The sequence below is a fragment of the Leptospira licerasiae serovar Varillal str. VAR 010 genome (assembly GCF_000244755.1).
Taxonomy (GTDB): domain Bacteria; phylum Spirochaetota; class Leptospiria; order Leptospirales; family Leptospiraceae; genus Leptospira_B; species Leptospira_B licerasiae.
The window spans coordinates 366,625-390,007 of the sequence record NZ_AHOO02000011.1 but is presented as its reverse complement, the minus strand read 5'-3'; the positions used below and the strand labels follow the sequence as shown (position 1 = coordinate 390,007).

The window sequence follows — 23,383 nt, the reverse complement described above, 5'->3', positions numbered from 1 at the left end:
CGATACTAGAAATGTCCGTGGGTCTTTTTTCCGTACGAAGGGAAAAAAATCCGAATATAAATCCGTAGGCGAAAAACGTCGAGAATACGACGTGCAATACACTGGTGATCCAGTCCCGGAGAAAAAGGGAAAATGCAAACCTCAGGTAAGTGATTCTTCCCATCGGGAGCAGGATATTGAAAACGTTTGATTTTATCCAACATTTATTTAGTTAATAGCAGAAATTCCGAAAAATGATCTTTGTAATTCTCGTAGCAGCTGGAATCATCCTGATCGTCGCGGCAGGTTCTTTTCTCATTCAATCCAAAAAGGATTCGTTTGAGAAAGCTCTAGCTTTGGCGGCTATGGGAAATTACGTCGACTCTCGGATCCTCATCCGAGATATTCTAGATTCCAATCCATCTAACACCAGGGCTCATTTTATCATGGCGAAAATTTACGCCATGGAAGGCGATTATAATAACGAAGCAAAACATTTGGATAAGATCAAAAAGATCGGAAGCTTCGATAAGGAAATCTCGGAAATAGCAGTTTCTAATCGTCTTGCAGATATATATTACCAACAAGATCTATACGAAGAAGCTGTATTTCATTATTCGGATACCCTTTCCGTTGACCCGGATAATCTAGAAGCTTGTATCCGAATCGGTTTTATGGCGATCGGTCAGAAAGAATTCGGGATCGCGGATAAATTCCTTTCTAGGATCCCGGATGAGAAGATCAAAATGCCTGCATTACTAATAGCAAAAGGTGTGGTCGCAGGGATCTTACGAAAGGGAGATCCCAGAACTTATTTCCAAAAAGCATTCGAAGAAGATCCGACATCGTCGGTAGGCGGATTTTTATACGCAGTATCTTTGTCTAGAGCAGGGGACCATGACGAGGCGATCCGTGTAGCAAACTCGGTCGTAGATGTTGTCATGGATGAATACGTTCGTTACACATTATTCCAATTCATCATGTTGGAATTCATACTTAAAGAGAATTGGAACGAAGCCCTGAAACACGCAAGACTTTGTATGGAAATCGCAAGGAATAACGGATGGAAACAGGAGATGATAGACTCCGATTTCCATTTTGCTTTGATCGCGATCAATATGGGAAGGTTGGAAGACGCCAGCGAGTATCTGATCGAAGCTGAATCAGAGAGAGTGGATGATGATCGGATCATCGAACTCGCAAATTATAAATACCAGGTTGAGACAAAAAGACTAGAACTTGGAAAAGTATCTAAGAGTGGATTTGTTCCGGAGCAAGAACTCGGAAAATTATTTTCGGAGTTATTTCCGGTCGAACGTTATTATGAGATCTCAGGTTTAAAGTCTTCCAAGTCTTTTCATATCAAAGGGATCATAGACGAAGAAGGGAATAAGATCGTAATCGACGTAAATAAGATCGGGATTAGCGCCATGGATCATTACAGATCCTTAAAAGGTGTGGATTTCAAGAATTTATGCGTGAAGGTCGTGCTCGCCCTAAATTATACGGTGAGTAGAGAGATCCCGAACAAGGAAGGGGATGGTGTTAATTTCCAAGGTCTAAATAAAACGGATAAGGAAACAAGAGCGCTTTTCAAATTCAGAAAATGGAAGGATGCTAAAATTTCGGATATATTTTTAAGAGATACCTTGGGCCAGGTAAAAGATATGGGATTGGACAAGGCGTTTATCGTAGGAGATGCGGACTTCACGGAAGGCGCTCGCAGATTTTTGGCGGATAATCCGTCCAGGCTCTCCGTTCTTTACGGAAGAGATCTAGAAGAACTTTTAAAAAAGGCGCTGAAATCCCAAGGCTAAAGGGAACCTTCAGTTTTATCAGGGGTCCTAATCATGTTCCATCTATCATTTTACGGATCCGTTTTGTTCAGAGGACTATTACTTCTAATATTATTACAAATTTCTTGCATTACGACGGGAGGAGAATTTTCTCTTTCTGCTAAGCGAAGTCCGGAAATCCCTCCGATTGTTACTCAAGGAAAAGTTTTTTTAGCAGGACATACAGGTGAACATTCCAAAGACACTGAAGAGATCCTGAAATTAGTACAACGTCTCGTTTCAGGAACGATTGCAAGAGATCTGAACTTTTTACCGGAGCTAGTATCCAAGAAAGACGGTATCTATTTGGACATTAAAGGCAATTGGACCAAGGAACAACTTATCCAAGAGCTTTCTAATGCGGATAATTATTTTCGCATATACTTCTTCGATCGAGAACTATTGGAAAAACAAAAAAACTCGAAAGAAGTAAGAACCGTCCGGGATTTGTTACTTTCTTCCGGAGGGATCGATGTCGATTTCTATTATGAGAGCAAGAACGCTTGCGAGTTGAAACTCAAGTTTAAAGAGAACCAGAAACTAGAAAGGGAACTGATCAATCCGTATTTCATAAAGCAGGACGGAAAATGGTACTTATTCCGGCTTTTCTAAGATGAAATCATCTAAAAAGGCAAACGGACTTGCGGTACCAGGGCTTGATATTGAAATAGTCATAAGGAAAGAGGATGCGAGACTTCCAATCGGGACACGAACAAGATCTACTCGACAGAACTTCCTACAATAAGAATAGAAGTTGGATCCTTCTTTCTATTTTTGCCGCTTCCGCATTCTTATTTCCGTTCGGGACACTTGTCTTTCCGGAAACTATTCCTTTTGAAACGACTAGCGAAGATAAAAAAGGAAGCTCGGTTAACAAACCAAATCAAAATACTAATCCTGTAACCACTACTAATACTACAAACGCTGCCCAGACTATAGGCAAGGTCATAGATTGGGATGTGGATCGTTTAACCGAATATGCGATCGCTAACAATCCGCTGTATTTATCCGAAAAACAAAATATGGGGATCGAAAGAGGGCGGGTGATCACCGCTTCCTTGTATAGAAATCCGGTCGTCCAGTTCCAACAACAGTTCATCGGAGGAACTCCTAACTCCCAAGGGGGAAGTCCGGAAACCGCACCCGGAATGTACCAAGAGGTGGATGTGTATGGAGTTGTGCCTCTTAGAACGAGAGTAGCAAAAAAATCCTTCGAAGCGTCCATCCAGGATTTTCGAAATTTCGATCGAATTTTTAGAATGAGGCTTCGCCAAAATTATTGGGCATTCGTATTTCTTACGCTTTTAGTAGATACTAATAAAGAATTCTACGAAAACTATAGCGACCTTTTGGAACTTACCAAGTTTAGAGTACAAAAGGGAGATATCTCTCCTTTGGAATTCGAACGCCTCGAGTTGGAAAGGATACAGGTAGAAAAGTTCTACCGTGATGCGATCGTTCGCAGACAAGTTATTGAAAAAGATCTGCGTATTCTTTCCGGTCTATCGGAAGAAGAAGGTGTATTCGCATTCAATGTGGACTCCATGAAGTTCAGACCTTTGGAAGAAATGGGACTTCGCCTAAAGGAGGACTTTCCTTCCATAGAACGTCCTGACCTTACCGCCTTGGAACAAAGGTTACAAGAAAAGAAGATGAACATAGAACTGCAAAGAAGGGAGTCCTTCGGATGGTTGCAGTTAGGCGGAGAATGGAGGGTCAAAGGCGGGGAGAATTATGGAGGAGTATTCGCTTCCATTCCTATCCCTTTGAACGATAGAGGCCAAGGAAAAGTATATTCTGCAAAAGAAGAATATAGAAAGTTCGAATTGGCCTTGGATGCAAAAAAGAGAGAAGTGATCGCCGAGATAGAAGCCGCTAAAAAAGAACTATTGGCGAGAGAAGAGCTATTAACCAAGTATGAAAGGATCAACCTTCTCCAGAAAAACAAACAATTGGAAGAGAAGTCCAGAATTGCATACGTCCGCGGCGCCTCCGATCAAGTAACCTTCCTCCAAGCAGAAAAAAACTACCTCACCATTCTCAGAGAATATTACGACCTACTATATTTATATTTTAACGCAGTAGAGAATTATAAAGCTGCAACCGGAAAAATCGCGGAAATTTCTTCTGCAAACAAGGCACAGGGAGAATGACAATGAAACTATTATTCCAAAAATATAAAGTTCTGATCGTTTTAGCCTTGGGGATCACGATCGCATTTTTCGGGTTCAAATACTTCTCCAAAAAAAAGCCCGAAAAAAAGATCACCGAAGAGAACAAAAACGTATTCACGGTTCCGGAAGACGTACTCAGAAGACACCCTCTCACATATGTAGGCTTAAAAGAAGTTTCTCAATTCGAAGAACTTGCATTACCTGGTAGGATCACCTACGATCCGGAAAGTATGGCAAAGGTCGGCTCTCAGGTAGAGGCCAGGATTAAAAAAGTATTGGTCAAGGAAGGAGATAAGGTTAGCCAAGGATCTCCATTAGCAATTTTATCTTCCATTCAATTGGGAGAAGTAGAAGCAGCCTATGTAAAAGCGAGAGCATCTTTAGATGCTCTGAAAATGCAAGCGGATCGTGCTAAGGAACTTTTCGAGATGAAGGTTACTTCCGCAAAAGAATACGAATTTGCTACTATGCAATACAAAACTGCCAGAACGGAAGTGGAGACCACTCGTATCAAGTTGGACAATTACGGTCTAACTCCTTCCGAGATAGAAGGGATTGAAAGAGGGATCTATGTTTCTTCTAATTTAATCCTTAGAAGTCCTATCAACGGAGAAGTCACCGAAAGAAAAGCAATCCTAGGTCAACAAGTGACTCGTAACGAGGAATTATTCACGATCGCCAACTTAAGTCATCTTTGGGTCTTGCTAGATGTATACGAAAAAGATTTAGGTGGGGTGAGAGAAGGCGCACAGGCAACAATCTTTCCTCTTGGAGACGAACACAGTAGCGTTCAGATCCAAGGAAAAGTGGGTTATGTCGGAACAGTTTTAGATAACGTGAAACGTACCGCAAAACTTCGGATCATGGTTTCCAATAAAGGAAATAAGCTAAAGCCGGGTCAAACTGTTACTGCAAAAGTTGCTGGTCTTGTAGTGAGCGCGGGAGGAGGGAAACGTAAGATGATCCCTCTAGAAGCAGTCCACGAAATAGAAGGAAAATCTTTCGTATTCGTTCCTCATGGAGACGGTAGTTTTGAGGCGGTAAACGTAATCGTAGGAGACACGATAGAAGACGATATAATCATCTTAGGCGGGCTTCCTGAAGGCTCGGAAGTTGTCTCCAAAGGATCTTTCGTTTTAAAGAGCGAATTCCTTAAGTTTTAATATTTTCTAATATTCTAACCGGATATTTTTTAAGTATCTCATCCGTAGTCGCAAATTCCCAACCGTTGATCATTGCATGGGAAAGAAGCAGTCTGTCAAACGGATCCCTGTGTATATTAGGAAGTCTAGTTAAGAAAAAAATCGCTTCGTCTTGCATCGCCGATTTTTCCAAACCGGATTGAACGCATGCATTCACTAAAAAATATCCGGGCATTTCAGGCAGAGGTAATTTACCTAAATCGTATTTAATCTGGATTTCCCAAAGGGAGACTTGATGGAATAGAAGCCTGGTATCTTCTTCCTTGCAGAGTTCTTTAATGATCGGAGGGAGTTTTGGATCTTCCAATAAAAACCAGAGAATGATCTGGGTGTCTAATAGGATCGTTCTCAAATCTCATTCCCCGTAAAAATCGGATTCGAATTCTACAAGAGGTGAATTGAAATCATCCGGTACGGTGAATTTACCGGCCAGAAGCCCAGGTTTGAGCTTTTTTGTCTTAGATGTATGTATGGCGACTAATTCTACGATAGGGCGATTTCGTTCAGCGATTACAATTCTTTCGCCAGAACTGGCCGCTTTTAAATAACGCCCTAAATGCGCCTTTGCCTCGCTTAAATTGATCTTTTTCATAAAGTAGTCTATATTTAGTCTACTATTGGTCTTTAAATGGTTCAATTGTTTTTTGGTCATTTGGACTTTTCAACCTGGATTTTTATTTAATATCCTATCACCGAAAAAGTACTTGCACAACATTTATTCACTAATAACTTGTTAAGCATGAAGGACTTAACGGAAAAGCAGCTCGCAGTTTTACAATTTATTACCAGTGTGATCAAAGAAAGAGGCTTTCCGCCGACGATCCGAGAGATTGGAGATGAGTTTGGGATCACTGCAAAGGGTGCTTACGATCACCTAAAAGCCATCGAGAAAAAAGGATATCTTAAAACCTCCAAAAACCAGTCCAGAGCAATCGAGCTTACCCGCCAAAGTCCATTCGAAAGTTTACCGGTTCCCACCCCAAGCATTCCTCTCTTAGGTAGAGTTGCCGCCGGACTGCCCATCCTGGCCGAAGAAAATATCGAAGCATATATACCAGTTCCGGAGGAGATGGCCTCTAAAGGGATTACCTTTGCTCTGAAAGTGCAAGGTGATTCCATGATAGAAGCTGGAATTAACGACGGAGACGTGGCGATTATCCAGAAAAAGGATATAGCCCGAAATGGAGAGATCGTAGTCGCACTCATCGAAGACGAGGCTACTCTAAAAGTATATTTTAAAGAAGCGGATCATGTTCGTCTGGAAGCTCGAAATCCAAAATACAAACCCATCCGTAGTAAAAAAGTAACCATCGTAGGAAAGCTGATCGGTCTTTATCGTTCCTATTGATTCGCTCTCCGGATTTCGGAGTTGACATTAGCCCTTGAGAGAGGAAAGATTTTGAAAGAGTGAACTATCTTTCCTTTTTCCGCATATTTGCGACCTTCTTCCTATTACTTCTATTATTCGATTGTGCCTCCCGAAAAAAAGAGATCGGAGACAAGGACTTAAAACTAGTCCTTGAATATCTGACAGAGGCCCGCCTTGCGGAAAGATTGAATTACGCTTCCGAACAAACGATTCGAAAGGATTCCGAAATTTTGGAAGCAGCCTGCGAAAGATACCAACTAGATAAGGATTCCGTAATGGAACAAATTCGAATCAAATATCCGAAGACTTACTTCGCATTGGTCGGCAAAAATGAAGAATAAAGAAAGATTTGCCTGGGCCAGTTTGGTTCTGATCTTATTTACCACGCTCGTATTTCGCCCGGTCCATGCAAAAGCGGTTTCCGAAACCGCCGAAAAATACCTGCAATTATTCCACGAAGTTTTCGGGCTCATGCAGAACGGTTATGTAGAAACCGTAGACGAAGAAAAAGCATTTTTAGGCGCGATCAAGGGAATGTTAGGATCTCTCGGAGATCCTCATTCTTCTTTTTTGGAAGAAGAAGAATATAGGCAGATGCGCGAAGAGACTCGAGGATCTTTCGGCGGAGTCGGAATGGAAGTAGCTTATACCGACGGCGCTATAGTAGTCGTTTCTCCGATTGAGGATACTCCTGCTATGAAGGCCGGTATTTTGCCGCAAGATAGGATCATAGAAATAGACGGAAAAAGTACCTCAAATTTGGGCTACGCGGAAGGTATCAAACTAATGCGCGGAAAGCCGGGAAGTTCCGTAAGTATTAAGGTAGAAAGAAAAAATATCAAAGAACCTCTACAGTTTACCTTAGTAAGAGAAAACATCAAGATACGATATGTTCGTTCCTTCTTCTTTGAAAAAGAAAAAGTAGGATATCTCCGTTTGAACCAGTTCATGGGAGAAAACACATTAGAAGAATTTAAAAAACATCTGAAATCCCTTGCCGATAAAAAATCGGAAGGGCTGATCGTGGATCTAAGAATGAATCCCGGCGGTTTATTACCTTTATCCGTCGCATTGTCCGATATTTTTCTACCGGAAGGATTGGATATAGTTTCCGTGAGAGGAAGAGGCGGAGAACTTGCAGATGTTTCCAAGTCGACTGGCAAAGGAGATAAATATACAACTATACCTTTAGTCGTCCTTATAAACGAAGGTTCCGCCTCCGCTTCGGAAATTTTTGCGGGAGCGATCCAGGATCATAAAAGAGGGAAAATTGTAGGAGTTACTTCTTTCGGAAAAGGATCCGTTCAGATTGTTTATCCACTTTCTTTCGGAATGGCCGTAAAGCTTACGGTCCAAAAGTATTATACTCCTTCCGGCAAATCACTTCACGGAAAAGGTATCCAACCGGACGTGCTTGTAAAAGGTATAGAGCCAAATGAGGATGATCGTTTTTATCTCAGAAAGATGAGTGAAAAAAAACTACTAGACCAACTTGTTTCCAAGTATCCTGAATATAATGAGCAAAATTTTTTAAATTTTGAAAAGGCGCTGAAAGAACAAGGGATCAAACTCAGTTCGGATGTCGCAAGGGCGGTTTATAAAAATAAAACTCAGGCCGAAAAAGACAGAACTATGACCGATTTGGAATTGGATCCTCAGTTGAAAAAGGCAGTGGATCTACTTTCTTCCAAGTCTTAATTATGATCGGTCTTGGAATAGAGACTAGCTGCGACGAAACCAGTCTCGCCATTGTAAAAGACGGGAAAGAATTACTTTCTCTCAAAATTTTTAGCCAGATAGATTTGCACAAACCTTTTAGAGGGATTGTTCCGGAGATCGCCTCTCGCGCTCATTTGGAAAAGATCAACCCTTTGCTTTCTGAAGTCTTAGAAGAATCCGGACTTACTCTTTCCGATCTAGACTATGTGGCTGTGACTAGATCTCCAGGATTAACCGGCTCTCTAATGATCGGTGCACAACTCGCAAGATCTATTCATGCTGTGTATGGAACACCTATCGTTCCACTTTGTCATTTGCAGGCTCATTTTGCAGTATTACATTTAGAAGGAGTCGAGCCGGTTTTTCCAGTATTGGGGCTACTTCTGTCTGGTGGGAACTCTGCAATCTACAAGATCCCTCATTTTGGCAAAATGGAAGTGGTAGGAGATACAATGGACGATGCCTTGGGAGAAGCCTTTGATAAAGTTGCCGGCCTATTATCCTTACCTTATCCCGGCGGACCTCCCATCGAAAAGGAAGCTTCCAAGTATGTTCCCGACCCAAAGGAAAAGGACCTTTTACCTCTGTTACTTAGGAATTTGGAACAGGACCGTGTCGCGTTTTCTTTTTCAGGTTTAAAAACTGCAGTTTCTCATTTGATCGCAAAACAACCCGAATTGTCTACTCAGGCGGTATGTTATCATTTCCAAGAGACGGCGTTCGAACTTGTGGAGAGAAATCTAAAACGTGCGGTCTCCATTACCGGGATCAAACGGATCGTAGCAGGAGGAGGGGTCTTGGCGAATTCTACACTTCGTAACAGATTATCCCGATTCGCGGAAAAAAATTCCCTGGAATTTTTTTCTCCCCAAAAAAAGATCTACTGCACGGATAACGGCGCGATGGTTGCTGCCCTCGGTTATTATCTATTTAAGCAGGGATATTCTAAGAGTTTGGACTTTACCGTAAGTCCGGTAAGGCAGGAGACCTATATATGAATCGCAGGATACATTGGATCCCAAATATGATCACTCTCGGGAACTTGAGTATGGGGTTTGTTTCCATACTGATCGCTTCCGAGGCTACAGGTAACGGACCTCAATCCTATATACTCTCCGGGTTTTTTATCCTACTCGCAGCGATCTGCGACGGATTGGATGGGATGGTGGCTAGAGCTTTGGATGCAACCAGCGAGCTAGGCGCCGACTTAGATAGTCTCGCCGACCTTACTGCATTCGGTATCGCACCTGGATTCCTTTTTTATAATATGGTATTGGGAGAATACAAGATAGACGTATTCGGAAAAGAGGATCTTTTCCCTATCGGAATGTTGATAGCTGCGATCTTTCCTGCTTGTGCCGCATATAGATTAGCTAGATTTAATGTAGCTCACGATCCTTCTTCTTTTACTGGATTACCTTCTCCGATCGCAGGGATCACTATCGGATTCCTTCCTATCTTTTTAGGAAAGGATCATACTCTTCCTCATTGGTTAGGAATTCCTCTGTTTGTCCTGATTGCATTTTTAATGGTTTCCAATATTCGTTACGGAAAGCCTCAGGTAGCGATTCGCTCTAAGCTAACTCCATTGCGCGCAGGTTTGATGCTTGGCGCCGCTTTGATCGCATTATTTTTTGTAGGATTTCCACGTTGGCCTTGGCTTGTTTACGGACTGATCTGTCTTTATATCTTTTCCGGATTATTGACCTTCTTGATCCATATTATCCAAGAACTGAGAGTGAAACTGGATTAATCAAATAGCGGAATATATACCTGAAATCTCATACTTAAACCGTCACCTTTGCCTTCCTTCTCCCTTGTATGTCGGATATGGATGGCAAAGTTAGGGTGAAAGATCCGTAAAAAAGAATAAAAGGATTTATCGGTAACGACTAAACCTGTTTCTTCCGGAGTAATAGATTCTTCCGCAAAAGCAGGAAGTAGATTTTTTTCTTCTGCGTATATGAGGCTTGAGTAGATCTTCCAGTTTTTACCGATGGAAATTTGTAAACCTGCTTCTGTGAGTCTATCTCCATTCTTTCTCCACTCTTGTCCTATTTCCCATGTCCAAAATTTTCTTTGGTAAGAAAGGAATAAACCTTTCCCCCAGACCCAAGAAGAATGATCCGAAAAAGAATAGGCTCTGGCCTGAGCCAGAACTGCAAACCAAGGAAATTCTAAAATTTCCATCCTGCCTGAAATCGATTGCGCGGAATAGATCTCTTTTGTATCGGAAGAATATCGGCTCGATTCTGCGAATTGTAATCTTCTGTATATTCCCGGCTCCCAAACGAATCGAAACAATCCCGCTTTTTCTTCCGGATCCGTTCTTTCTGAAAGTTGGAATAATTGTCCTGCTCTTCCTCTAAATCCGGAGACAAAAACTCTTTTGTCTTTCTCTCTATCCGTCCAGGAAGCGGATACAATTCCTTGAGGATCTGTCTTGGTCCCGAAAATTTCTGTCCTAAACCAATATGGCTTCTTTTCTGATTTTCTTTCGTCGGAAGACGGAAATTCTAAAAGAAGGAATCCTTCTTTTGTTTGGGGAGAATAGGCTAACTCCAGATAATTTTTATAAGGTTTGAAGAAGAAGCCGGGCCGTTTATCAGCGGAATTGTCTGCATAATAAGTTCCTAATACACTCTCTCCGGATTTTATTCCTAAAAAACCCGTTCTTACGGTCGGTTGTTCTAAAAACCAGAAAGAAGAAAAATCGAATTTTTCCCTTAAAAAGAAAAAATGATTTAGAGGTCTGAAGCGATTTCCGTAAGAAAGATAAATATTTCTATTTTCGAATAGATAGGAACCTAAATATGTTTCTCCTCTTTTTTCCAAAAATAATTTGTGTTTGGAACATTCTTCTTCTGTAAGGACCAAAACAAGATCTTTGGAACAAACTTCTCCTCTGAACCAAACAGTTTCTTGCCTTTTAGTGTAATATCTGGAGTCATATCCTGAGAAAGAAACGCCCGTGGAGAAAACGGAAGGATTACTTTCCGCAGTTATAATATTCGAAAAAAATAATAGTGCCAAAAGGGACTTTTTCATTTATAAACCTCTTTTGGCGCGGATCAGTCTTTTGATTTTTCTTTTTTTTGTTTCCGGGAGTGTTTCTAGATAAGTTTCAAATTTTTCCGCAGTACCTTTGGAAAAAGAAGAAATGGAAATGGATTCTTGTAAGGAAAATCCAAGTCTCAAAAGTTCTTCCGCTTCGAGAGAAGGATAGATATTTGTCCTTATGACTGGTGTTTGCGGGGCAACAGTAAGTTTATGATCTTCTTCTTTTTTGTATAATGGAGAGTATCCGAGTGCGACGAATCCGATCGGAGCTTTCTCCGATTCAAATCCTTCTGCCTGGCCTAAAAATCCTTCCCAGCTCCCGTAGACGGCGATCGAGATCCTATCTTCAAAATGGGAATGACTACTTCGGATTCTTTCGAAACCTAAACCGATCCTGAATTCGGAGTCGTAAGAAGAATTGAGTAGGAATCCTAATGAATTTTCTTCTTGGTTCTTTTTTCCGAAAAGATCCCAACTCAATTTGGGAGCATAAAGTCCGAGTGAAGTAAAATAAGAAGAAGGTTCCGAACCTTCTCCTCCGAATCGAAACCTAAAACCGAAATTGTGGTATAGTTCCGCTTGGTAACCTAAGGAAACCGTTTCGAAAAATTTCCCTTCTTTGTTTCGGTTCGTGCGAATGTAGGAGATTCTATATTCTTCTTTCGGATCGAATGAGAATGGGAATTGGAGAGAAATTCCTGACAGAGGAACTTCTTCCTTTTCATATATTCCGAAAAAGGATATTTCCCCTCCCTTCCACCAGGGACGAATCCAAAGTTCAGCAGGTATGTTTCGATCGAATCCGAATATGAAAGCGCTGGGGAGAAGAAGAACGACTAAATGTAGGAACCTCATTCCCGGGACGGGTCAAACTTAGTAAGCGGCGAGTGTGATTTTTCCGGGATTTGGCATTTTTTTTCAAAATGAAACCTGGTTGAATTCGGGATTTGTCCGGGCCAAGGGTAGAATGGATCTTATGAATGAGGAACGGAAGGCCAAAAGTCCGGAAATTTCTCTAAAAAATTACGGTAAACGCTTGACGGTAACTATAAATTCGTATAGTATATTAATAACCGTTTAGTAGATTATTGGTGTAATAAATTCAATTTATGTCGTCTAAATAGACGAGGGAGAGAAAGTTATGATGATTCGATCTCTACAAGATTCAGGTGCTTACGAGAGAAACCGTAAAGGTCTCGCAGGAGCGGGATTCGATTGGAGGGAAAAAGTTCGTTCTTCTGAGCCGAACTCTAAGACCTTCGCGGATTATTTGGAAGAATCTTTCCAAGGGGACTTAGTCCAGGATGGAAATTGGTTCTCTGAAACACTTTCCGAGCTGAGTAAGAAGAACCTGAGAAAAATTTAAACTTGGCTGAGCGCTGGGGCTCAGGCCTGGATCCTAGATCCCGTATCTTTCATGATGCAGAGAATCTGGAAGATTGGGAACTGATTGCCGTTCTTTTGGGCAAAGGGAGCAGGGGCCTTCCTGTCGAAGATCTCAGCCGAGATATCCTAAAAATGTCCCGAGGATTGGGAGGACTTCTCTCATCCAATATTCCTAGAAATTTTCGCATCAACGGTCTGGGAAAGGCAAAGGTGAGTATTCTACTTGCTGCCCTTGAACTTGCTAAAAGACTCAAATACAAGTCCATCCGAATGGCGGGTTATAACCCGAAAACCCTTTCTTCTTATCTTAAGGGTTTATTCTTCCCTTTAAAAAGAGAATGTTTTGTATTAGCGACTATCTCTCCTGCAGGAGATCTTTTAAGAGTAGAGATCGTTTCCAAAGGTAGTCTGGAAGAAGTGGGAGTTCTTCCCAGGGATTTGGTCCGGATCATACTGAATGACGAGGCTTCTCAAGCGATACTGGCCCATAATCATCCCGGCATGATCTGTTATCCGAGCCAAGAGGATTGGGAAGTCTATTTCAATTTAAAAGAACTGCTTGGCAATTTGGACGTAGAGCTCTTGGACCATTGGATTTTTGGAATTGACGGGATCTTTTCCTGCAAACAATCTACTCGACTAGAAGAGAACTAAAATCCATTCTCCTCTTAAATTCCAATCCTAGGTTTTAGATGACCTCTTTCGTTTTGTTGCGTAATCTCAGAATTTTATCGGTTCTTGTCAGAAGGGATTATGCATTGCAGTATGCAGGTTCCGCTTTGGGCCTGGCCTGGATGTTCCTACAAAACGTAAGTTTGATCCTGATCTATACTATCGTATTCTATTTTATTGGTATCAGATCCCAGGGAGAAAACTCCATAGAATATTTTTCTAATGTACTCAGCGGGCTTTTGTTCTGGATACCGCTTCAGGAATATCTGATCAGAGGCACTGGAATTCTCACGGATAATAGGCAGTTGATCAAAAGATCTCCATTGGGCCCTGAAATTTTTCTTTGGATCCCATTCGTGCAGTTTTTGCTACATTGGTTTGTGACTTCTATCCCGATCTTCGTCTTTTTGGCCTGGGCGGGTAAGCTTGGGATTTGGAGTTTACCTCTTTCTTTTATTTCCATGTTCTGCACCGGATTATTCTTAGCGTGTCTTCAAAGTTATTTGGCTCGTGTAAATATCATTCTAAGAGATATTTCTCCTTTAGTAAGATTATTGTCCCAGTTTTTGTTTTGGGGATTGCCGATCCTTTACGAGTCCAAAGGTATTTTAGGAAAATTGAATGTATTCAACCCGTTCTTCTTTCCTTTAGAGGTTTTTAGATCCGCTTTGCTTGTGGGATATATTCCTCAGGCTCGAATTTGGGACTTTCTTCCTTTTCTTGGGATTTTCTTAGGCGTATTTTTTTTAAGCCGTACTAAATTAAATCAGATAGTGTTGGATCACCTTTGATCAAGATAGAGAATATTTCCAAGACCTACCAAGGTTACAGCAAACCTTGGAATAGACTCTTAAGCGCTTTGACCTTCGGTTATTTCGGCTTGGACGTAAAATACAAAGCATTAGACGGGATTTCCTTTTCTGCGGAGAAGGGAGAAGTGATCGGTATCATCGGTCGTAACGGTGCCGGAAAATCCACTTTGCTTAAATTGCTTACCGGAGTTTCCAAAGAGGACGCCGGTAAATTAGAGAAGAAGGGGACTGTCCGCTCTATCTTGGAATTGGGAGTGGGCTTTAATCCGGAACTTTCGGGCGAGGAAAACTTATACTATAACGGTTTGGTTTGGGGTTTGGATCCGGAAGAGTTGATCCAATCTTCGGAAGAAATTTTTAGTTTTTCAGGTTTGTCCGAATTCCGTAAGAGTCCTTTAAAAAATTATTCCTCCGGAATGACTATGAGATTGGGTTTTGCGTTAGCTACTGCAAAACGCCCAGATATCTTGATCGTGGACGAGGCCTTAGCCGTAGGAGACGCGAGCTTCCAACAGAAAAGTTTAAACCGATTTCGCAAATTTTCGGAAGAAGGAACTCTGACTCTGATCGTCAGCCATGATCTAGAACTTTTAAAATCTGTCTGCACCCGACTTCTCGTTTTAGAAAAAGGAAAATTAGTATTTGATGGAGATCCGATAAACGGCTTCAGAGAATATATGCAGATCATTGCATCTTCCTCTTTGGAAGGAAACACTAAGATCCAAGATAAGGATTCTTTGGTGGAATCTTTAGATGTTGAGATCGAATACGGGGGTAAATCCAATCCTTCGATTTTACCTGTAGGCGCGGAAGTTTTATTAAGAGTAGCCGCATCATTTCGCTCTTCTCTGGAAGATCTAACCGTCGGTTTTCATATCGATGATCATCGCGGGATACGAGTTTTCGGAACAAACACATTCCATATTGGCGGTCGCCAAAAAGACCTAAAACCGAAAGAACCTGTTCGGATCGATTTTCGTTTTCCGATGAATCTTTCTCCCGGAAAATACTCTTTGGGGATCGCATTACATTCCGGTGAAAGTCATGCGGAAGGTTCCTATCTATGGAAGGACGGGGTCTTGCAATTCGAGCTAGAAAGATTGGATGTCCCTAAATTTGAAGGCGCCGCTTGGATACCGGTCAAAGTGGAGACGAAAAAAGGGGATTTTTCCGGATAAATTCCTTCCCAGCCTCCTCTTTGAAAGGATTCTGGTTTTCGTATGAAAGTTTGCGTAATTGGAAGCGGTTATGTGGGCCTTGTGGCCGGAGCTTGCTTCGCGGAATATGGAAATCATGTGATCTGCGTGGATAAGGACTCTAAAAAAATAGAGGACCTGAAAAAAGGAATCATACCTATTTATGAACCTGGTCTATCCGAATTGGTTTTAAACAACCATAAGGAGAATCGACTGGGTTTCAGTACTTCCATCCAGGAAGGAGTAGAAGGCTCAGAAATCATTTTTATTGCTGTTGGAACTCCTACATCGGACGATGGATCAGCGGATCTAAGCGCCGTTTTTGCAGTGGCGGAACAGATCGGAAAATCGATCAACGGTTACAAAGTGATTGTGGACAAATCCACCGTTCCTGTAGGAACCGCGGCTAAAGTTAAAGAGATTATCTCCAAAAATACCAAACATGAATTCGATGTGGTATCTAACCCTGAATTTTTGAAAGAAGGTGCTGCGATCGACGACTTTATGAAACCCGAAAGAGTTGTGATCGGCGCGGACAGCGAAAGAGCAGGAGCACTTGTCGCTCAACTTTATGCTCCGTTCGTATTAAACGGAAATCCAATTATCAAAATGGGAACCGTTTCTGCGGAGCTGACCAAATACGCATGTAACGCATTCTTAGCTACTAAGATCTCTTTTGCGAATGAGATCGCAAACTTATGCGAAACTGTAGGTGCTGATTACGAAGATGTAAGAAAAGGAATGGGAACGGACTCTAGGATCGGTCGCCAATTCTTATATGCAGGTATCGGTTACGGTGGTTCTTGTTTTCCTAAGGATGTTCGCGCATTGATCCGCACTTCCGAAAATTTTTCCTCTTCTCTTCGTATCATTAGAGAAGTAGAAAGAGTGAACGAAGACCAAAAGGTCCGTCTATACACTAAGATAGAGAACTTTTTCGGAAAAGGTCAGATCAAAGGGAAAACTCTGGCAGTTTGGGGACTTGCATTCAAGCCGGGCACAGACGACATGAGAGAGGCTCCTTCCATTCCTCTATTATTAAAATTGCATGAAGAAGGCGCTAAGATCAAAGCGTTCGATCCGGTGTCAAAAGAAACATCGGAATATTACTTCAAAGGTAAGATAGAATACGCTAAAGACGCGTATGACGCGCTGGAAGGTGCGGATGCGCTTCTTCTTCTTACCGAATGGAGAGAGTTTAGAGAACCTGATTTTTCCAGAATTAAGAAATTAATGAAGGGTCATGTTATCTTTGACGGTAGAAATCAATATCGTCCGGATCATATGAAAAAAGAAGGATTCAAATACTTCTCCATCGGTAAACAATCGGTCTGACCGTAGTCAGGCCTTTTGGGATTATTCGTTAAATTTCAGAAGTTTTGTTTGGCTTTAGGAACAACGAACGCAACTAAAGCCGATTTAATAAGTCCTGGATCTCTTTCTTTTCCTCCGGATCGGAACTGAGTTCCAGGGCTTTTCTCAGATCTTCTTTCGCTTCCGGTTTTTTGCCGAGAGAAGCATAAGCTCCCCCTCTATAATATAATGCCGCCTTGGAATGGCCCGTTGGGAATTTGTCCAAATATAAAGAAAACGTTTTAATCGTTTTCTCCCAGTTTTTCAATTCCGAAAAGCTGAGTCCCAAATTGAACAGAGCCTTATGTTTGTTTTCGGGCATTCTAGGATCTTCGGATGCGAACGATCTATAAAAGTGGTCCGCCGCTTTTTTATATTCTTTAGCTTCGAAGTAATATTCTCCTACTTTTAAAAGAAGAAGGTTGTTTTCCGGATCTTTTTCCAGGTCGGCAAGTAGACTAACTTCTTTATCTCTTTTTGAATAGGCAGACCTTAAGGTTTTGATCACCATTTTATGATCCGGCATTCCTGCGATCTTTTCAGTTAGGCTTCCGTTCTTGTCTAAAAATAGAAGGGTAGGATAGCCAGTGACATCGTATTTTTTCTTTAAGTTAGGAAACCTGTCCCCGTCCAGAGAAAGAAGTACGAACCTGGATAATTCTTGTTTCACTTCTTTTCTGGGATAAATTTCCTTTTTTAGGGTCTTGCAGTATCCGCACCAATCCGCGTACACATCTATAAAGATTGGTTTTCCTTCTTTCTTTGCTTTATTAAAAGCGGCCTCGACAGAAGTCTCCCAAACCTCGGAATGGACTTGTGAAGAGAGTGTGAGGCAGATCAGGAGCAGGATGGATCGGATTTTTGAAAAAAGAAGCATGGGTCTCATCTCTTCGACCTTTTTTTCTCCGTTTCGTTTTTAAGGAAACGCAGAAATACGGAATTTTTTGTTTACCGTCAAGAACAGGTCCGGATATTCGAAGTATCTCCGGTGGTAATGATGGACTTCCTGCTTCAGTTAGAGCAAATCCTTAAAAAAAGAAAAGAAGAACTTCCCGAAAAATCCTATACTGCGGACCTCTTTCGAGGAGGCGTGGATCGTATCCTGAAAAAAGTAGGGGAAGAAGCCGGAGAGGTGATTATCGCGGCAAAAAACGCCGACAAAAAAGAACTCACTCACGAATCTGCGGATTTACTCTTTCATTTACAGGTTCTACTTGTGGAAAGAGGTCTTTCTCTTTCCGACATAGTAGAAGAACTTAAAAAAAGACATTCTTAATAATCGGTTCAAACCTGGATTTTTGTCCCGCATTCAGGGCAGAACTTAGCTCCGAAAATTTCTATTTTAAATCCACAGTTATGACAGAACTTTCCGCCAAGTTGAGGTTTGGCGGAGTTTTCCGATTTAGGAACGGTTGAGCCTGCATCACCTAGGCTGATCCTTTTGTCCTGCTCTTCTAATTCTTTTACCAAGCCGGAGGAGATGGACTTGAATTCTGTCTCGGTTAATTTTCCCGTATCGAATTCGATTTTCAGATCTTTTAAGTTATCCAAAAGAACATCCCTTCTATCAAATAACTCGGAACTTTTAGGATCCGTTTTGTAAGGGATATGTTTTGCGAACATGCTTACGTAAACGAAAGGGGCTGAAATGATCGCGACCAAAACTATATAAAAGAAAATTAATAGAAAATCCATTATTTCTGTTTCTCCTCTATTTCGGAGATATATTTGTCGAAAGAGGAATGATTGCCCGATTCTGTCGCGATTGCAGCTTTCGGAGCGGTCCTTCTTTTTAAATACAAATAGATCAATAATATCCCGAATGCTGCAGCGGCAGCGATGCTGAGATCGATCCAAGAAGAATCAGGCTTTGCCAGAATATCCGGACCAAAACCCATGATGACTCCTTGCGCCATCCCCTGATTCCCCGTTTCAATAAATTTTGCAATGATGGGATCCGAGACCACATCCTGGCCGAAACCGTGGATCATTTTGTCTACGATCACATCTGCGGACTCCCCAGCTCTGATTCTGTTCTCTATGAAAAGTTTGAGTTTGGCGGAAACGGTACAGTTATTGAAGGAACAACTTTTGATCGCGATAGAAGGGATACAAATACATCGGATCCTTTCCGTTACATTATGAAAAGTACGGATCTGCTCCTGATCGGTCAGATTTGTAAAAGTGGAATCGGCATAAGCTGCGCTCGTCCAAATAAAGAATCCGAAAAGAGAAATTAGAATTTTCTTATATATATTAGAAGGGATCAAAATTTTCACTTTTTATCTTCTCCTATTGGCAATAGGATCAATAGTCCGGATAAGAAGAACATTAAGGATCCTGCCCATATGAATTTTACCATCGGATTGATCCAGACTTCTAGATTTGCTACGATCTGGTTCGGGAATTTCAGATATTTTGCGGCCTTGATTGCTGGATCTCTCGTAAAGAAGAAGTCCAAGAACATTCCCGGTAGATCCGGATTTTCATCCGAAAGATCCGCGTGTTCTATCGCTCCCAATTGGATATAAAGATCTTCTTTAGGAGTGGAAGCTATAGATGGTTCACTCGTCGGAATATGTGTCTCGAAGTCTCCGCTTAAGTGAGAGATTTGGGGATAGTACCTTCTTTCAGTCACCATAGTATCGAAACTTTTTAGTTGTTTTTTTACTTCGAAGGTAGCCTCGTGAGAAACGATTACGTTTCTATGATTGAGTCCCACTTCCGGATCTCCGTTTACGATCGGTTTGATCTTAAGAGTGGTTGCACCAATCGTATAATCTCCTAAGATCGCAGTGTCGTCGCTTGTATATACAAGCTCGTTTGTCGGGGAAAATCTCAGAAAATAGAAAAATTTGACCGATGTGTTTTGTTTGAATGCGTTTCCGGCCAGACCGATGAACAGTATCACCATAGAAAGGTGAACTAAATATCCGCCGTATCTTCTTTTATTCTTAAGAAGCATTCTGAAGCCGGCTTGGAAATAATTTTCTCCCTGGATAGCTGACCTTCTTGCTTGGATACCGTTGTGATACTCTTGTACGATCCCGGCTATGGTAAAGATCCCGAGTCCTACCGTAAGAACACTGTAAACTTCTCCCAAAACATCGCCTAAACTGTAATCACTGATGGAGAAGTTATTTCTGTAATACAGAATATAGATCCCTGCTCCGATGAATCCTGCTATCAGCGGTTTTAATAATGTGGTGAAAAATATTTGGTCTGCGCCTTTTCTCCAAGCAAGTAACGGAGCGGCTCCCATAAGCAGAATGAGAAGAATTCCCGCAGGCACTCCCCAGGAATTGAACCAAGGCGCCTTATATTCTACTCCGGACAATAGAGGAGAGAATACTCCTAATAGAATGGAAAGAGTTGCGATCACCAAAAGGAAATTGTTCAGTAAAAAACTTCCCTCTTTGGAAGTGATTGCTTCTAAGTTTCTCTCCGGCTTGAGCTTGTCTTTTCTGTATATTAAGATCCCAAGATAGAAGAAGAAGCTTACGCCTATAAAAACGATAAATGGAGTTCCGATACTCGATTTAGAGAAAGAGTGGGGACCTTCTAAAACTCCGCTTCGAGTGATCCAAGTGCCGAGTAGACAAAAATGGAACGCTAGGATGATCAAAAGCATATTCCAAAATTTTAACATTCCCCTTCTTTCTTGGATGATCATCGAATGTAAGAACGCAGTGGATAAAAGCCAAGGCATTAAGCTTGCGTTTTCAACAGGGTCCCAGGCCCAATAACCGCCCCAGCCTAATTCTTCGTAAGCCCATTTGGAACCTAAGAGTATTCCAGTTCCGAGGAAGAACCAGGAGAAGATACTCCATCTTCTTACAAACCTAAACCAATTCTCGGACAATTGTCCTGTGATTAAAGCAGATGAGGCGATCGCGAACGGAATTGCAAAACTCACATAACCTATATATAAAATCGGTGGATGAATGATCATCGCCCAATGTTGTAAAAGAGGATTTAGTCCTCTACCTGCGACTGCGGCGGGCTGGAATTCGCGGAAAGGTTGCGCGTCCGGAAAAAAGATCGCCAAAAAAGAGAAGAAGCATGCGATCACTGCCAAAGAGAGATGCATAACCGGAATTCTTTCGTTCAAAAGATCTTTTGTTTGCCAAAGAACTATGAACGTGAATCCGGAGAGCAGCAAATTCCAGAATAGAAGGGAACCGGAAGATCCTGACCAAACCGATGTTATTTTATAGAATAGCGGGAGATGTTCACTGGAATGCATCGCAACATAATAGTTGGATAGATCCGTTCTCATAAGTTGGACAACCAACACAATGAAAGCCAGCAGAATGACGGCAAAATTAGCCATCAAAGTGTAACGGCCTAATTCTAACGCTCTGGAATCGTTTTTAAAAATTCCGTAACTGGTTTGGATAATGGAAAATAATAATATGGAGAAGGAGGAGATGAGACAAACTGCGCCTAAATCATTCATTGTTCTTCTTCTTTATATCCTGCTTCGTATTTGGATGCACATTTCGCTTCTACCTTATCGGCGACTAGAACTCCGTTTTTCCAAACTCCGTCCACTCTTGCCCTGGCACCTTCTTTAAATGCGTCAGGTAATAATGTAGCTCCTGTAAAATAAACAGGCACTTCTTTTTCGTTTAGTTGGAGAACAAACTTGGCAGTTTTTCCTTCGCGGACTAATGAACCTAATTTTACGAATCCTCTTACTCTTAAAAGATCGTCCGCTTCGTATTTTGTGGTATTCGCAGCTAAATCCGAAGCATCCAGTAGAGTATAAGAGGTTTCTTTAGAAGAGAAAAATGCGATCGTTCCTAAGGAAAGTGCGATGATACTCGCAAGTACGGTAAATTTCACGTTCATATATCTATTTAATTCCAGTCCTTAGACCAAGGATATCTGATACGGAGGGGAAGAAAAGTGGAAATACTCTCTCTCAACCCGTAAACGAATAGGCCTATTCTTTCCTTCCAGGCGATACTTGTATTTTCTAAACTTTGAGAAGAAGGTATAAAATCGTCTATGGTCAGTATTTTTACCCTGGACCTATAATCTGTCGGCCAAGGATGTATCTTAATTCCGGTATTTGCAAATACCAACAAAGATCTTTCCATATGAAATGCGGAAGTAATTAGGATCGCAGATTTCCATTTGTTTTTACGGAAAAGTTCCGCCGTTTTTTCCGCATTCTCTTTAGTGTTCCTGCTCTCATTCTCCAGAAAAACTGCCTTGCCCGGAACTCCGAACGATTGAAAAAATTGAAGAGCAAAGTCCGATTCTTTCCTGGTTTGGAAGAATAAATTTCCGGAACCTCCTGTGAAAACGATACGTGGAGCCTTTCTTTTTTGGAATAATAACACAGCGTCAGTCATTCGTTCCGCTGCGGAAGTCAACTGCACCTGCCCGTCGTATAAGGCCAAGTTATCTACGGCTCCGCCTAAAACTAAAATCGCATCCGAATTTTCTAAAGTTTCTATACGGACCGGAGGATGTTTTTCTTCCAGGCCTTTGATCAGCCATTGGGAAAAACTATCCGTGGAGGCAATCCATAGGAGGAGTGTAGGGACTAAAATCCAAACCTTATGTTTGAATTTGGGAAGTCTGAGGGCAAAAAATACCAGCAGAAGTAAGGAAGCAGGTAACGGAAATAAGAAGGCCCCCGCGAGCTTGGAGGCCGCAAAAAAGATGGTATCCATTTTTATTCTAAGAGTTTTCCACCTACAGCCCAATTCTCTCTGGAAACTTCATCGATCACGATATAGGTGGATTCGGGAGGTTTTGCTGCTACTTTTGCAAGAGTTTCGGAGAATTCTTTAGATATCTGCTGTTTTTGCTCTTTGGTAAGAGGTCCGGCTACTTTTAAGTTAATGTAAGGCATAAATCCCTGGTTTGAAAAGGTTTAAAGTGACTCAATGGTTTATTTCGAACGGGTATTACGCAACGGATTTTTTTTCTAAAAATGGCAGGTTCGTTCAAGCGGAAATCGAGGATTCGGGTATATACTGAATCTGAAATTGTGAGGAGTTTTATCCATGAAATTCGCTAAGGAAATGGCCTTCTATTCCGCGTACCACCAAGAAAAAAGAAACGTGTGGATCCACGTATTAGGAGTTCCTACCATCACCTTCACCTTATTTTTGGTGCTTAATAGATTAGAGTTAGTTAATGTTTTCGGTTATACCGTAACCGCTGCAACAGTATTCGGGATCGTAGTGCTTGCATACTATTTCACCTTGGATCTTATTTTCGCTCTTGCGACTACCGTAGTATTCGGATCTTTGATGTTTCTGGCTCAATACATTACGTTGTCATTGACAGCTACCACTGCATGGAGCATCTTTGCGGTCGCTCAATTGGTAGGTTGGGGAGCTCAGTTCTACGGACATTTTATCTTTGAAAAAAGCCGTCCTGCATTGTTCGACAATTTATTCCAAGCGATAGTATCCGCTCCTATCTTCGTGATTGCGGACGTTTTCTTCGAATTGGGATATAGAAAAGATGTGCAAGAAGCGGTTCGTAAAGAATTAGCGGCGCAAGGAAAACTCAAAAACTTCAGCACTGCTCATTAACATTCTCTTTTACTTTAATCAAACGCCCGCAAGCTTAAGCGGGCGCTCTTCTTTTTGGAATATTAA

27 protein-coding genes are annotated in these 23,383 nt (G+C 41.6%); 16 read left to right on the top strand and 11 right to left on the bottom strand.

Translation table 11 applies throughout. The features are described 5' to 3' along the window. The first annotated feature begins 233 nt into the window (after nt 1–233). From LEP1GSC185_RS14335 to LEP1GSC185_RS14320, 4 genes are all read left to right on the top strand, one after another. Complete coding sequence (locus tag LEP1GSC185_RS14335) at nt 234–1,796, top strand: tetratricopeptide repeat protein (protein WP_008594849.1); 1,563 nt, start codon at nt 234–236, stop codon at nt 1,794–1,796. A 33-nt stretch (nt 1,797–1,829) separates the two neighbouring features. Then, nucleotides 1,830–2,426: a hypothetical protein gene (locus LEP1GSC185_RS14330; RefSeq protein WP_008595350.1), complete on the top strand. Its 597-nt coding sequence runs from the start codon at nt 1,830–1,832 to the stop codon at nt 2,424–2,426. Nucleotides 2,427–2,572: 146 nt separating this feature from the next. Then, a complete protein-coding gene (locus LEP1GSC185_RS14325) occupies nt 2,573–3,967 on the top strand; it encodes a TolC family protein (RefSeq protein ID WP_332306309.1) in 1,395 nt (464 codons plus the stop codon). 2 nt (nt 3,968–3,969) lie between these two features. Continuing rightward, on the top strand, nt 3,970–5,151 hold the full coding sequence (locus LEP1GSC185_RS14320) for an efflux RND transporter periplasmic adaptor subunit (protein WP_008595898.1): 1,182 nt from the start codon (nt 3,970–3,972) through the stop codon (nt 5,149–5,151). Here LEP1GSC185_RS14320 and LEP1GSC185_RS14315 read toward each other — a convergent pair. After that, a complete protein-coding gene (locus tag LEP1GSC185_RS14315; RefSeq protein ID WP_008594652.1) occupies nt 5,141–5,542 on the bottom strand; it encodes a type II toxin-antitoxin system VapC family toxin in 402 nt (133 codons plus the stop codon). The genes LEP1GSC185_RS14320 and LEP1GSC185_RS14315 overlap by 11 nt on opposite strands. 3 nt (nt 5,543–5,545) lie before the next feature. Beyond that, a complete protein-coding gene (locus LEP1GSC185_RS14310; protein ID WP_008594550.1) occupies nt 5,546–5,842 on the bottom strand; it encodes a type II toxin-antitoxin system Phd/YefM family antitoxin in 297 nt (98 codons plus the stop codon). 87 nt (nt 5,843–5,929) lie between these two features. Here LEP1GSC185_RS14310 and lexA point away from each other — a divergent pair, with 87 nt between their 5' ends. Genes lexA through pssA form a run of 5 tightly spaced genes read left to right on the top strand, consistent with a single transcriptional unit; the run spans nt 5,930 to nt 10,031 of the window. Further along, nucleotides 5,930–6,538 (top strand): transcriptional repressor LexA, encoded by a 609-nt coding sequence (gene lexA, locus LEP1GSC185_RS14305; protein ID WP_008594759.1) that lies wholly within the window; start codon nt 5,930–5,932, stop codon nt 6,536–6,538. Nucleotides 6,539–6,597: 59 nt separating this feature from the next. Beyond that, nucleotides 6,598–6,900 (top strand): LA_1448 family UV-C exposure upregulated protein, encoded by a 303-nt coding sequence (locus LEP1GSC185_RS14300; RefSeq protein ID WP_008593789.1) that lies wholly within the window; start codon nt 6,598–6,600, stop codon nt 6,898–6,900. After that, on the top strand, nt 6,890–8,257 hold the full coding sequence (locus tag LEP1GSC185_RS14295; protein ID WP_008595200.1) for a S41 family peptidase: 1,368 nt from the start codon (nt 6,890–6,892) through the stop codon (nt 8,255–8,257). Before LEP1GSC185_RS14300 ends, LEP1GSC185_RS14295 begins: the two co-directional genes overlap by 11 nt. A gap of 2 nt (nt 8,258–8,259) precedes the next feature. Beyond that, nucleotides 8,260–9,276, top strand: coding sequence for a tRNA (adenosine(37)-N6)-threonylcarbamoyltransferase complex transferase subunit TsaD (gene tsaD / locus LEP1GSC185_RS14290; RefSeq protein WP_008595466.1), 1,017 nt, complete (start codon nt 8,260–8,262; stop codon nt 9,274–9,276). Beyond that, entirely contained in the window at nt 9,273–10,031 is a 759-nt protein-coding gene (gene pssA, locus LEP1GSC185_RS14285) for a CDP-diacylglycerol--serine O-phosphatidyltransferase (protein WP_008595416.1), read from the top strand. Before tsaD ends, pssA begins: the two co-directional genes overlap by 4 nt. Here pssA and LEP1GSC185_RS14280 read toward each other — a convergent pair. Further along, nucleotides 10,028–11,326: a hypothetical protein gene (locus tag LEP1GSC185_RS14280; protein ID WP_008594399.1), complete on the bottom strand. Its 1,299-nt coding sequence runs from the start codon at nt 11,324–11,326 to the stop codon at nt 10,028–10,030. The genes pssA and LEP1GSC185_RS14280 overlap by 4 nt on opposite strands. Beyond that, nucleotides 11,327–12,193 carry a hypothetical protein gene (locus LEP1GSC185_RS14275; RefSeq protein WP_008594306.1) on the bottom strand — a complete coding sequence of 289 codons (867 nt, stop codon included), beginning with the start codon at nt 12,191–12,193 and terminating at the stop codon, nt 11,327–11,329. A 286-nt stretch (nt 12,194–12,479) separates the two neighbouring features. Between LEP1GSC185_RS14275 and LEP1GSC185_RS14270 the strand changes: the two genes are divergently transcribed. The 5 genes from LEP1GSC185_RS14270 to LEP1GSC185_RS14250 are packed head-to-tail and all read left to right on the top strand — an operon-like array spanning nt 12,480 to nt 16,739. Beyond that, nucleotides 12,480–12,704, top strand: a complete 225-nt coding sequence (locus LEP1GSC185_RS14270) for an LIC12298 family protein (RefSeq protein ID WP_010515858.1) — start codon at nt 12,480–12,482, stop codon at nt 12,702–12,704. A 2-nt stretch (nt 12,705–12,706) separates the two neighbouring features. Further along, nucleotides 12,707–13,378 carry a JAB domain-containing protein gene (locus tag LEP1GSC185_RS14265; protein ID WP_008594623.1) on the top strand — a complete coding sequence of 224 codons (672 nt, stop codon included), beginning with the start codon at nt 12,707–12,709 and terminating at the stop codon, nt 13,376–13,378. Nucleotides 13,379–13,431: 53 nt separating this feature from the next. After that, a complete protein-coding gene (locus LEP1GSC185_RS14260) occupies nt 13,432–14,187 on the top strand; it encodes an ABC transporter permease (RefSeq protein ID WP_024864019.1) in 756 nt (251 codons plus the stop codon). Then, entirely contained in the window at nt 14,184–15,386 is a 1,203-nt protein-coding gene (locus LEP1GSC185_RS14255) for an ABC transporter ATP-binding protein (RefSeq protein WP_008595559.1), read from the top strand. Before LEP1GSC185_RS14260 ends, LEP1GSC185_RS14255 begins: the two co-directional genes overlap by 4 nt. 42 nt (nt 15,387–15,428) lie before the next feature. Then, nucleotides 15,429–16,739, top strand: a complete 1,311-nt coding sequence (locus LEP1GSC185_RS14250) for a UDP-glucose dehydrogenase family protein (protein WP_008594016.1) — start codon at nt 15,429–15,431, stop codon at nt 16,737–16,739. 73 nt (nt 16,740–16,812) lie between these two features. Here LEP1GSC185_RS14250 and LEP1GSC185_RS14245 read toward each other — a convergent pair whose 3' ends face one another. Then, complete coding sequence (locus LEP1GSC185_RS14245; RefSeq protein ID WP_008594940.1) at nt 16,813–17,634, bottom strand: thioredoxin family protein; 822 nt, start codon at nt 17,632–17,634, stop codon at nt 16,813–16,815. A gap of 120 nt (nt 17,635–17,754) precedes the next feature. On the opposite strand from LEP1GSC185_RS14245, the gene hisE reads away from it, so the two are divergent. After that, complete coding sequence (hisE, locus tag LEP1GSC185_RS14240; RefSeq protein ID WP_008593771.1) at nt 17,755–18,033, top strand: phosphoribosyl-ATP diphosphatase; 279 nt, start codon at nt 17,755–17,757, stop codon at nt 18,031–18,033. An 8-nt stretch (nt 18,034–18,041) separates the two neighbouring features. Here hisE and LEP1GSC185_RS14235 read toward each other — a convergent pair whose 3' ends face one another. Genes LEP1GSC185_RS14235 through LEP1GSC185_RS14210 form a run of 6 tightly spaced genes read right to left on the bottom strand, consistent with a single transcriptional unit; the run spans nt 18,042 to nt 22,626 of the window. Further along, nucleotides 18,042–18,452, bottom strand: a complete 411-nt coding sequence (locus LEP1GSC185_RS14235; protein ID WP_008594936.1) for a zinc ribbon domain-containing protein — start codon at nt 18,450–18,452, stop codon at nt 18,042–18,044. Further along, nucleotides 18,452–19,012: a cytochrome c-type biogenesis protein CcmH gene (locus LEP1GSC185_RS14230; protein ID WP_232298516.1), complete on the bottom strand. Its 561-nt coding sequence runs from the start codon at nt 19,010–19,012 to the stop codon at nt 18,452–18,454. The genes LEP1GSC185_RS14235 and LEP1GSC185_RS14230 overlap by 1 nt, the downstream gene beginning before the upstream one ends. A 20-nt stretch (nt 19,013–19,032) precedes the next feature. Beyond that, nucleotides 19,033–21,216: a heme lyase CcmF/NrfE family subunit gene (locus LEP1GSC185_RS14225; RefSeq protein WP_008595454.1), complete on the bottom strand. Its 2,184-nt coding sequence runs from the start codon at nt 21,214–21,216 to the stop codon at nt 19,033–19,035. Further along, on the bottom strand, nt 21,213–21,611 hold the full coding sequence (locus tag LEP1GSC185_RS14220; RefSeq protein WP_008594375.1) for a cytochrome c maturation protein CcmE domain-containing protein: 399 nt from the start codon (nt 21,609–21,611) through the stop codon (nt 21,213–21,215). The genes LEP1GSC185_RS14225 and LEP1GSC185_RS14220 overlap by 4 nt, the downstream gene beginning before the upstream one ends. A gap of 8 nt (nt 21,612–21,619) precedes the next feature. Then, nucleotides 21,620–22,444, bottom strand: coding sequence for a YdcF family protein (locus tag LEP1GSC185_RS14215; protein ID WP_008593894.1), 825 nt, complete (start codon nt 22,442–22,444; stop codon nt 21,620–21,622). A gap of 2 nt (nt 22,445–22,446) precedes the next feature. Continuing rightward, on the bottom strand, nt 22,447–22,626 hold the full coding sequence (locus LEP1GSC185_RS14210) for a tautomerase family protein (protein WP_008595271.1): 180 nt from the start codon (nt 22,624–22,626) through the stop codon (nt 22,447–22,449). Nucleotides 22,627–22,780: 154 nt separating this feature from the next. Between LEP1GSC185_RS14210 and LEP1GSC185_RS14205 the strand changes: the two genes are divergently transcribed. Beyond that, entirely contained in the window at nt 22,781–23,317 is a 537-nt protein-coding gene (locus LEP1GSC185_RS14205) for an Mpo1 family 2-hydroxy fatty acid dioxygenase (RefSeq protein WP_008594075.1), read from the top strand. Nucleotides 23,318–23,383 lie beyond the last annotated feature (66 nt).